At 39.0% G+C, this 10203-nt stretch carries 11 protein-coding genes and 1 pseudogene; 2 read left to right on the top strand and 10 right to left on the bottom strand.

Going from position 1 to position 10203, the window contains the following annotated elements:
• The 3 genes and pseudogenes from ACRCJ0_RS06770 to ACRCJ0_RS06760 all read right to left on the bottom strand — a co-directional run.
• Positions 1-273 (bottom strand): annotated as a pseudogene (locus tag ACRCJ0_RS06770) (phosphate acyltransferase PlsX); the annotation flags it as partial.
• A gap of 168 nt (positions 274-441) precedes the next feature.
• Positions 442-2493: an ATP-dependent DNA helicase RecG gene (gene recG, locus ACRCJ0_RS06765; RefSeq protein ID WP_431389970.1), complete on the bottom strand. Its 2052-nt coding sequence runs from the start codon at positions 2491-2493 to the stop codon at positions 442-444.
• A gap of 104 nt (positions 2494-2597) precedes the next feature.
• The gene (locus ACRCJ0_RS06760) at positions 2598-3605 is read right to left on the bottom strand and encodes an MsnO8 family LLM class oxidoreductase (RefSeq protein WP_431389969.1); all 1008 of its coding nucleotides are present in this window, start codon (positions 3603-3605) and stop codon (positions 2598-2600) included.
• 215 nt (positions 3606-3820) lie between these two features.
• On the opposite strand from ACRCJ0_RS06760, the gene ACRCJ0_RS06755 reads away from it, so the two are divergent.
• Positions 3821-4642: a MetQ/NlpA family ABC transporter substrate-binding protein gene (locus ACRCJ0_RS06755; RefSeq protein ID WP_431389968.1), complete on the top strand. Its 822-nt coding sequence runs from the start codon at positions 3821-3823 to the stop codon at positions 4640-4642.
• A 131-nt stretch (positions 4643-4773) separates the two neighbouring features.
• Here ACRCJ0_RS06755 and ACRCJ0_RS06750 read toward each other — a convergent pair whose 3' ends face one another.
• Together ACRCJ0_RS06750 and ACRCJ0_RS06745 are read right to left on the bottom strand one after the other, a co-directional pair.
• Positions 4774-5352, bottom strand: a complete 579-nt coding sequence (locus ACRCJ0_RS06750) for an N-acetylmuramoyl-L-alanine amidase (protein ID WP_431389967.1) — start codon at positions 5350-5352, stop codon at positions 4774-4776.
• A gap of 8 nt (positions 5353-5360) precedes the next feature.
• A complete protein-coding gene (locus ACRCJ0_RS06745) occupies positions 5361-5900 on the bottom strand; it encodes a hypothetical protein (protein ID WP_431389966.1) in 540 nt (179 codons plus the stop codon).
• A gap of 296 nt (positions 5901-6196) precedes the next feature.
• Here ACRCJ0_RS06745 and ACRCJ0_RS06740 point away from each other — a divergent pair, with 296 nt between their 5' ends.
• The gene (locus ACRCJ0_RS06740) at positions 6197-7024 is read left to right on the top strand and encodes a hypothetical protein (RefSeq protein WP_431389965.1); all 828 of its coding nucleotides are present in this window, start codon (positions 6197-6199) and stop codon (positions 7022-7024) included.
• Between the two features lie 84 nt (positions 7025-7108).
• Here ACRCJ0_RS06740 and ACRCJ0_RS06735 read toward each other — a convergent pair whose 3' ends face one another.
• The 5 genes from ACRCJ0_RS06735 to ACRCJ0_RS06715 form a co-directional block, all read right to left on the bottom strand.
• Positions 7109-7936 carry an exodeoxyribonuclease III gene (locus ACRCJ0_RS06735; RefSeq protein WP_431389964.1) on the bottom strand — a complete coding sequence of 276 codons (828 nt, stop codon included), beginning with the start codon at positions 7934-7936 and terminating at the stop codon, positions 7109-7111.
• Between the two features lie 177 nt (positions 7937-8113).
• Positions 8114-8698, bottom strand: a complete 585-nt coding sequence (locus tag ACRCJ0_RS06730) for a YdcF family protein (RefSeq protein WP_268402919.1) — start codon at positions 8696-8698, stop codon at positions 8114-8116.
• Positions 8699-8911: 213 nt separating this feature from the next.
• Positions 8912-9283 carry a hypothetical protein gene (locus ACRCJ0_RS06725; RefSeq protein WP_431389963.1) on the bottom strand — a complete coding sequence of 124 codons (372 nt, stop codon included), beginning with the start codon at positions 9281-9283 and terminating at the stop codon, positions 8912-8914.
• Positions 9284-9510: 227 nt separating this feature from the next.
• On the bottom strand, positions 9511-9879 hold the full coding sequence (locus ACRCJ0_RS06720) for a polysaccharide pyruvyl transferase family protein (RefSeq protein ID WP_431389962.1): 369 nt from the start codon (positions 9877-9879) through the stop codon (positions 9511-9513).
• On the bottom strand, positions 9854-10203 hold a 350-nt coding region (locus tag ACRCJ0_RS06715), incomplete at its 5' end, for a hypothetical protein (protein WP_431389961.1). The genes ACRCJ0_RS06720 and ACRCJ0_RS06715, both read right to left, overlap by 26 nt.

The raw sequence follows: 10203 nt of genomic DNA, 5'->3' as shown, positions 1-10203 counted from the left end.
CCCGTTTCGTACTGCACGGGCTGCCATCACCATCGATGACTCCCGTTTTGTACGTACAGCTCTTACTGGGTCATCTTCAGATAATATCTTATCTGCTGCATGAACAATCTCCACGTTTTCAGGTGTAGACCCTTCAATTTCTGCTTTGATCGCATCTTCATCTCCATAAAATATGATGGTGACGTCTTTACGTTCAGCTGCAGCTTTTAAGCCACCCAAGACGATTTCTTTAGGCGCGTTATCGCCACCCATTGCATCTACTGCAATTCTCATTTCTATGCCTACTTTCTACATTCAATAAATTCAAAAATGATGACCTTATTATATCATACCCAGAGCCACTTGTAGCCTATAAGGGAAAAAGGATTTCAGCTTGAAAACTTGCAGCACGTTGGCCCTGATTGTCTTTATTTTGCCTAAATTTTTATTGCACCAATAATCCTAAGCGTTGATCGTTGTCACTTGCTGGTCAAGCCATTTGGCTAATTCAGTGAATTCATTTAAATGGCCTTCAAAGTAAGGAATAAATTGGATGGCGTCTTCACGAGCCACTTCTAAAATTACACCATCTTCAATTGGGTCAGCCACCTTAAATTCTGGTAGACCAGACTGACGGGTACCAAAGTAATCACCGGCACCACGTAATTCTAAATCTTGCTGGCTAAGGTAAAAACCATCTGTCGATTCAACCATGATATTCATCCGCTGTTTCCCGTTATCTGTTCTTGGATCAGCTACTAAAACACAATATGATGCATGCTCACCACGGCCTACCCGTCCTCTTAATTGATGGAGCTGGGCTAAACCAAACCGGTCAGCATCTAAAATGACCATATAAGTCGCGTTTGGTACGTTAACCCCTACTTCGATCACTGTTGTTGACACGAGTATTTGAATATCATTATTCTTAAAGGCTTCCATGACTTGGTCTTTTTCGTCCGCACTCATTTGTCCGTGTAATAAACCAACTGAAAACTGACTGCCAAATTGCGCCACATAAGTTTCATAAATATGCTCAGCATTTTGCGCTTCTAGGGCTTCTGATTCACCGATTAAAGGACAAATAATATAAACTTGTCGGCCTTTTCTCACTTCTCGCCAAATCTGTTCATCAACTTGGGCTTGTCGGTTATGGCGAACCCATGATGTTTCAATCGGAATTCGTCCTGAAGGCATTTCTTTTAATTTAGAAACGTCCATATCCCCCATCATCGTAATCTCCAATGTTCGAGGGATTGGCGTTGCGGTCATATACAGGACATTAGGCGCTTTGAATTCACCTTTAGCCACTAATTTAGACCGTTGGTTAACCCCAAACCGGTGCTGTTCATCAATCACAACCATCCCTAAATCAGCGAATTTCACATCATCTTGAATTAAGGCATGTGTCCCAATTAAAAGGTCAATGTCCCCGTTTACCAAATCGGCTAAAATTTCCCGCCGAGCTTTAGTTTTCGTCGACCCCGTCAGTAAAGCCACTTTGTAATCCGTTTTTTCAAAGAATCCTGAAATGGAGGCATAATGTTGGTCAGCTAAAATTTCAGTTGGTACCATCATGGCGCCTTGAAACCCTGCATCAATCGTTGCCACTAAGCAAATCATAGCTACTACCGTTTTCCCGGATCCAACATCTCCTTGAAGAAGACGGTTCATCTGGAAGGGTTGCCGCAAATCTGCACAAATTTCATTGACTACAGCCTTTTGGCCAGCTGTCAATTCAAAGGGAATAGTCTGGATAAAGTCACGAAGATGGTCGTTATCATAAAGTATTTGAGCACCATTGGCAATGCGGCGCTGCTGTAGCTTTCGCCATTGTAATTTCAAGGCGTACAAGAAGAGTTCTTGATATTTCAATTGCCTACGTGCTTGTCGGTTGTTTTCTTCACTATCTGGAAAATGGATTTGCTGGATGGCTAACTTATGCGGCATGAGTTGGTATTTCTCTCGCAAGGCTTCGGGCAATAATTCCACAACTAGGTCCCCGTATAAATCGATAGCTTGCTTGATTAAATCGGTCAGCGATTTAGTTGATAGTCCCTGAGTTAGATGATAAATTGCTTCAAAATCATTATCACCACTCTCCTCATCTTGGTGGTTGGAGAACAGTTTGATGCCTACAATTTGTTGTTTAGCCGCTTCAAATTTCCCATAAACAACAATTTCTTGGTTGACCTGAATATTCTTTTTTAAGTAAGGCTGGTTAAAGAAGATAACCTGCAATACCTCATGGTCCATAGCTAAGCGAAAGGTCAAACGGTTACGATTGCGCCCAAAATATTGGACAACGGGTTCCGTCGCTACCACACCTTTTACCGAAGCTTTGGTATTATCCACTAATTCACCGGCCGACTTTACAGACACATCTTCGTAACGGAAAGGAAAGTGGTAAAGTAAATCTTCAACCGTTGAAATCCCAACCTTTTCTAATAATGCCGCTTTCTTTTCGCCAACACCTTTCAAAACCGTCACTGAATCAGATAAAGCTCGTGTCATCACAATCCCCCCTTTCCTTAAATAACTAGCTATAATGAAAGAAACCCGGACAAACCAGGCTTCTTTTATTAAATTCACCTTATTACTAATAATCAATGATATCGTTAAATATTTACCTGACTCAATATTTCAATCAAAGCGCGTCGATTCGCAAACCCAGATAATTGGTTGGCAACCAAGAACCCATCTGCATTGGTTTCTTCTTTCAAACGGCGCAACTGCATTTCCACTTGTTTAGGCGTGCCATAAACTTTTCTTGAAGCATGTCTATCTTCTGCATCCGGATCAATCGTCGTCACAAAGTCTCTTGCATCAGACACTTCCATCAGTTCTAAATAAGCTCGTTTGTCATCTTCTAGTGCATCTATCCAATCATTTAAGGCATAGTTTAATACTTCCTTCATATTACGCTTTGTAGAAGTCACTGCATAAAGGGCGATCAATACTGAAGGTTTTGGCATCCCTTTAGAAGGTCTAAAGTTTTCCCGGTAGATTTTAATAGTCTCAATACATTCAGCCAAATCTCCTGAGAAGAATAAACCGAATACCATACCTAAACCTTTCTCCGCAATAAACTTCGCATTGCGGCGTGAACCTAGCATAGTATGAAGTGGCGTCACGCCGTCAAAATAAGTAGGCATTACACGTAGCCCATGCATCTCATCTTCAGTTGCTAGATCATCATAAAGTAAACCTGCAATTTGTGAAATCGTCTTTTCATAATCTAGTCCACGGTTAATCTGCATGCCTAATGTTTCCTGACGGGTAACTTCTTTTGGCATAGAATGGCCAACACCTGCTTCAACACGTCCAGGATACATGGCTTCAAGCACCATATAGTTCTCTGCAATTTGATAAGGAGTGGAATTATTGATAATCACCGCACCCGTACCCAACTTAATTTGCTTTGTTTCTGCACCGTAACGGGCTAATAATAACTGTGGAGTTGATGATAAGACAGCTGGCGTTGAGTGGTGTTCTGTTAGCCAGTAACGGTCCAAGCCCTTTTCATCCGCCAGTTTAGCTAGTTCTATTGACTGCTCAAAGGACTCTAATACCGTTGTATTTTTATCCCGAGGTATAAAATCTAAAATACCTATCCCTAAAGTCATTTTGTCACTCCTCTTACTGATTTCAATAACCTTATTTTACCATACGTAGAAATAGAATAAACTGTTCAATTACTTTTACAAAATTTGAAATGAAACAACTCGCTATTAGTAATCAATCACATGCAGTAACCCTACACAAGCATATTGTATCTCAATTCATGGCAATCTGTGATAAGTTAAAGTAAATGAATAAAACACATTTGGGAGGTAGAAAAATGAAACGATTCTTACAATATATTGGTTTAGCACTGGTTGCCTTGGTCCTTGCAGCTTGCGGAAAGCAGACGGAAGATACACAAACCATCAAAGTGGCCACATCACCTGGGCCTTATTCTATTCTATTTATGGAAGAAGTTGCCCCGAGATTAGAAGAACAAGGTTATACCGTTGAAGAAATTCAGTTTTCTGAATTACGCCAAGCAATGATTGCTGTTGATGAAGGGGAAGCGGATATCAATGTAGACGGTAACCGGCTAAACACCGAAAGTTATAACGACACACTGGACGCTAGCTTTGAGCAAATTGTCCGTATCCCAACCGTACCAGCAGCTATTTATCCGGGTCAAAAAGATAGCCTTGATGATGTTGAAGCAGGTGATACCATCGCTATCGGTAATGGTACGGTTTCTATGATGCGCGGTTTATTATTGATGCAAGACCTTGGGTGGATCACTTTAAACCCGGATGTTGAAGCCGCCAAAGTGACTGCTGACGATATCGAAGAAAATCATGTAGGCATTGAAATTGTCGAAATGCAAGGTGCTGCTATCCCACCCGCAATCCAAGACGTTTCTTATGCCTTAGTTGCTGGTTCAATCGCTTATGATGCAGGTATGGACTTGGACTCTCGTTTAGTCACAGAACAACCGATTGAAGGCCTACTACTTGAAGCCATTACCACTGCAGATAAAATGGATCAAGATTGGGTTGAAGATATTAAAGCTATCTATCAATCGGACGACTTCAACCAAGCAGTACTTGACCGTAACGAAGAAATTGGCACAGAGTTTTGGATTATCCCTGAAGAAAATCAATAGATTATAGACTTATACAAAAGACAAAAAAGCCATCGCGGTAAGGGTTCATCCCCAACCACGATGGCTTTTCTTATATACACATTGAAGTAATTTTAGGTCTTTGGTATATCGCTATGACACAGTGACCCTAGCTAGCGCGTACACTGGCAAACTTTATCATCCGCAACTTGAACACCGACAACAGCTTCCACTATATTTTTAGCCACTAAGTCTAAATTAGCTAAATAATAATTACGGTCAGTTGCATCTGCTAGGAAAAATAATTCCAGTAACCGGTAATTAATTCCCCAACGACGGGCATTGTTACAATTCAACAAGTCCCCTCGCTTTGATAAGCCTGCACCGTTTCTAGTGACTAAGCCAAAATGCTTTTGAATCATCGCAATCAAGTTATCATCTATGGCATCTGTCACATAGTCCGAATGAATGATTATATGTCCACCTTTTTGTGGTTTAGCCGCTGCATCCATATGTACTTCAACCACTACCCAATCCGCATAGGTCTTCATATCTGTTGCATGTTGGTAAAGATTGTCCATATAGAATGCCACTTTGATGCCAGCTGCTTTAGCCCATTTTTCAATATAGGGTTTTAACTTCCGTACCATTTCTGCCTCAGTAAATTGCCCAGATACGGCGCCTGGGTCCCCATTTCCATGTCCAAATGCAATTAAAAGGCCTTCATATTCTTTAAATGTTGTTGATTTCATCTTGTCTCCTAACCCACCAACAAATGGCGAATAGATTGTAGTTTGTCCATCAAATGACGTTTCTTATTGTAAATCGCTTGGCGGGAAATGGGGTAAATTTCAAGTAATAACTTGGTCTTCCCCTGACAAGCAATCACTTGGTATAGAAAGTCTAAATCACGATGCTTTAATATTTTCGCTGCCTCAGCTAAGAAATGCTCAATATCAGCTGTTAACTCAATCCTCGGCCCCTCACCTAAACCAGCCTCAAATACCCATTCATCCGCTGTTGAAAACTCCTGACCACCCTGACGTGTGTGCTTACGCAATTCATCCAACACCCGCCAAGCTATCACCCGCTTCACATAAGCCACAAACCGGTAACGGTCAGCCTCACTTAGCGGATCCCCATCAAAATTCTCCGCTGCTTGATATAATGCAATCTGCGCCAACTGGTAAATATCATCGTAATAAGACTTATACACATCCACATGATACCGATTTAAGACATGCACAATCACGCCATGATATTGGTCCAACAACTCCGGATACCGATACTGATCAAACATAAAAGCAATTTCCTCCCCTAAACGAGCTTAAAGTATCTTTTCATCACCTGCAGGTAACTTAAAATACGTGTATAACTGAGGAAAAGGCAAGTTCATATTAGGCTGACAGGCTAGTATTTTTTGCTAGAATTATCACTTAAAAGTCAAAAGCGACGCATCAAAAACTGTAAATCGGTTCAAATTATTACTTATTCAATATAAATCAATCTATTTTCAAGTCCTTGCAATTATTTGGTTTCATAAAAATAAATACAATGTTATAAATAAGATAACAAAAAGTATAAAGGTGGTAGAACATGCGCATAGATAACAGGAATCTTGAAACAGTCCCAGAAAAATTCAATTGGCAAGATCATCTCAACACCATCATCGAAAAAGCCATCACTGGAAATCCCCGTCACTTCAATCAACTGCTTCAAAACATGTCTCTTCTTTATAATGTATCGACATTCAAACTACCTTTTAAGACAATTATTCTTTTCACCGACCAATCCTTTGGCATTAGTCACCTAGACACCATGTCACTCTTGAAAGCTTGGCATGATCAATACGCCTTCCCGGCGACTTATTTCAATCAAACACACACGCATATTCTAGATAGTAATAAGCGGTTACCGATTACCCTTGGAAAATTTGCCTTCCAACGGTTTGATGACAGAAAGGATATCAATCACATCTTGGCCTTACATAATATCCAAGTCTACTATGCGGACGCCCAGTGTAAGAAGGCTACCTGGATTGAAGTAGACAACCACTTCAAGTATAAAATCAATCTAAAAAATAAATATTTAAAAGAAAAAATGGATTTTTATACCACCTTCCGCCAACAACACTTACGATTCTTTAATCAAATGGCTTTTTATAGTCAGTTCAACCACTTCACTCATCATCAAGCATTAAGTAATCATGCTGATGAGGATACATTTGACAATCAACAATTTATGGTCAGCGAATCTGCCTATCAACCCATTAAAGCATATGTAGACTTTGGCCAACTAGATAGTATGTACCAACTTTTCGCCAATATTCTCTACTATGTTTTTGGTCAAGAGAAATTAAAGAAAATCGCAGGCAAAAACACACAAAAGAAGATACGCAAAATTCAAAAAGGTATTAAAGAATAGAATCAAACGCCGTACAAGGATAACAGTAAATTAAAAAAGCTGAGCTACCTTTAGCCCAGCCTCATGATTTAGTATCTTCTTTAACTAGATATCAATTTCTAACAAAATTGGTGTATGGTCTTGACGCGTACCAGAGTCTAGTACCTCGGATTTTTGCACTTTGTCTGCAATCCGGTCACTCACCAACCAATAATCAATGCGCCATCCCGAGTTATTGATTTTACTTGTTTTCACTCGTTGTGCCCACCAAGTATAAACACCTTCAACGTCGCCATGAATATGACGGAAGGTATCTGTGAAACCGCGGTTTAACAAGTTAGTAAAACCAGCACGTTCTTCATCAGTGAAACCAGCAGAAAAATGATTATTTTTTGGGTGAGCCAAGTCAATTTCCGTATGGGCAACATTAAAATCACCACAAGCTATCACTGGCTTCTTAGTATCTAGGTCCGCTAAATAGTTTGCATACTGCACATCCCAAGCTTGGCGGTCTTCTAAACGTGCCAGAGCAGAGCCCGCATTAGGTGTGTATACATTGGTCACAAAGAATTCAGGGAATTCTAAGGTAATCATGCGCCCTTCGTTATCCATCGTCGTTGGTGCCCCAATTTGTGGGAAAGTCACCTCAGGTTCGTATTCATTACGGTATAAAAACATTGTCCCCGCATAGCCTTTACGCGCTGGTTCTACACTAGACACCCAGACCACTTTATAGTCAGGCACATCTGCTTCAATAATATCCAAATGTTTTTTAGTTGGACCTTTCGCCGATAGTTTTGTCTCTTGAATCGCAATCACATCTGGTTGATGTTCACGAATCATCTTTAAAACCTCACGTGATAATTCTGCACGCGGAGACGCACCAGTTAAGGCCGCATTTAAAGAATCAATATTCCATGAAATTAATTTCATTGTTAAGCTCCTTTATCTCTCTTATTTAGCATCATTTTAGCATAACCAGAAAAGAACCCCAATTCAAATGTATGATTGGGGGTAAGTAAATGGCTATTTCAAAAAATATAATCACTTGTCTATATGATTAGTTTATCAAAAAACGCATGGTCTTCACCACGCGTTTCATTCAATATGCTATTCTTCATCTACCCAATGATATAGAAAGAGTACGTAGCCCCAAAACTTCTTAATTTCACGGAAACCGCCAGCTTTTAAATAACTAGGCCCCTCATTCCATTGCACGTTTTTACCATCAATTTCACGATATGAAGCCACATAGGTTAAGTCAAAACCATAATGGCGATTTTGTCGTTCGTAAATCATTTTTGTTCGCAACATATGGTAGTCAGATGAAGTAATAATTGCTGAGTCGTAGCCTAAATCTGCCATCATTTGTAATGTATTGCGGGCATTCGTATAAGTCGAAGTTGCGTTTGCATCATTTAATAAAGATCCTGCTGGTGCGCCGGCCGCTACATAATAAGCTGAATTAGATTGCGTTAAAGGGCTCACAATAATCTTGCCCGAACTTGAATATCCTTTATTTAATAACGTGACAGCCTCACTAGCTCTTTCGTTTGAGCCTTCTGGCACAATGATAATATCAGAAACAACTGGTTCTTCATCTACAATTAAATTCTCTGTCGTAATAAAAGCCAATAAAAATCCAGCTATTATTAACGACAGCAACATTAAGGCTAATATTTTTATTCTACTCATATTTTTTCCTTTTATGATTAAAAACAATCTTTTTCTAATCATTATCTTACCATATCACGAGTAAAACCTAGTAGAAAAAACTTGATTAACTTTATTTAAAGAATAATTGTATGTTGATATGACGCAATTGTAGCAATTTCTCCACTAATAAAAGTTTCTAATTCAGCCAAATAATTAGCTTGCGAAAGTCTTTGTTGCTTCAAGTCTGCATCTTCAACATAAGTAATCAGACTGCTTTGAATAGCTGTTATTTTGATTTTGCTCAATCATATATAAGAATTTATCTAAAGGTAAATCTTCAGACATGTCGACAGTATTCAACACACAGTCTTGTATATCAATGATACGTTGTGCGTTATTAGGATTAAATAGAAGTGCTAGGAATACTATCCGAGCCTGTTCTAAAGCTTCCTCAACTACACTATCATCGTTTGATCCCACTAATATAAATTCGACACCAGGAATTTTGTCAATATCTGCCTTCGAATAGACAAATGCAATCACTTCATATCCAAACTGACTAAAAAGTAAAACTGCATTTTTACCGATTTGCGAACCTGCGCCAAAAACTGCTACTTTATTCATAATCTTCACCAAAATCTTTTTCTACGGATAATTTTTCTTTAAGAATGTATCTTTTTCACTCACATATCAATGCTATAAAATATATTTCGGTATTTTAAATACAAAGTAATGTAAAGATACCACAATCCCGCTATTAGACTTCTTCAAATTTCCGTGAGCAAACCATTTTTTTGAAAAAAGGAATTGCCATCTATTCTGAGCAATTCCTTTCAAAAATAATTTCCATTTTAGCTTTTATCAACGTGCTTAGCCAAATAATCCATGCGTAGCTGATATAACTCTTTCATATTTTGCTGATAGAGTGTTGATTCAAATAAGGCCCTTTCTTCAGTAAGAATCTTTTCAAATTCTGCTTCAATCACTTCAAAGGCGTCAGTGAAATTTCCCTTCATAAACCTCGTTTCATCCACTCGTAGATGGTTGAACACCTGTTTAATTAGACCACCATTTTTATTATAGTAATACCGCTTATCCCCTACTTCATCTTTCATCACAGACAAAATAGGCGTTTGATTGGCGACTGCCAATACTAGTGCATGATATCTACTAGTGATAACTAACTCAGCATTCTTAATCAGGTTGACAGCATCTTGCACTGGTAAATATCCATGATCTGTAAAATCGATGAAGTTCAGGAATTCGAGCTTTCAAAAATTTCCCCTGATTCGTACCACCATCACCAATATTTAATGGTAGGAAAACCACATCCACACCATACTCAGTGTTCATGTATTTAACAAACTGTTTATAAGCATCTATTTCCTCTTGGATAACCTCTATTGGCTGATAGGTTTCAATTAAAATGTACCGGTCTAAATCTAACTGAATCGTAGGTGATAGTTCTCGCAATTCAGGTTGAATGAATAACAAATCATCCGGAATAAAGGTCACTTCATGGTGGGTAGCCAATTGATCAAACT

Source organism: Aerococcus sp. L_32, assembly GCF_050689315.1.
Note: the sequence above shows the minus strand (reverse complement) of the source record. Positions and strands in the feature narration are given on the sequence as shown.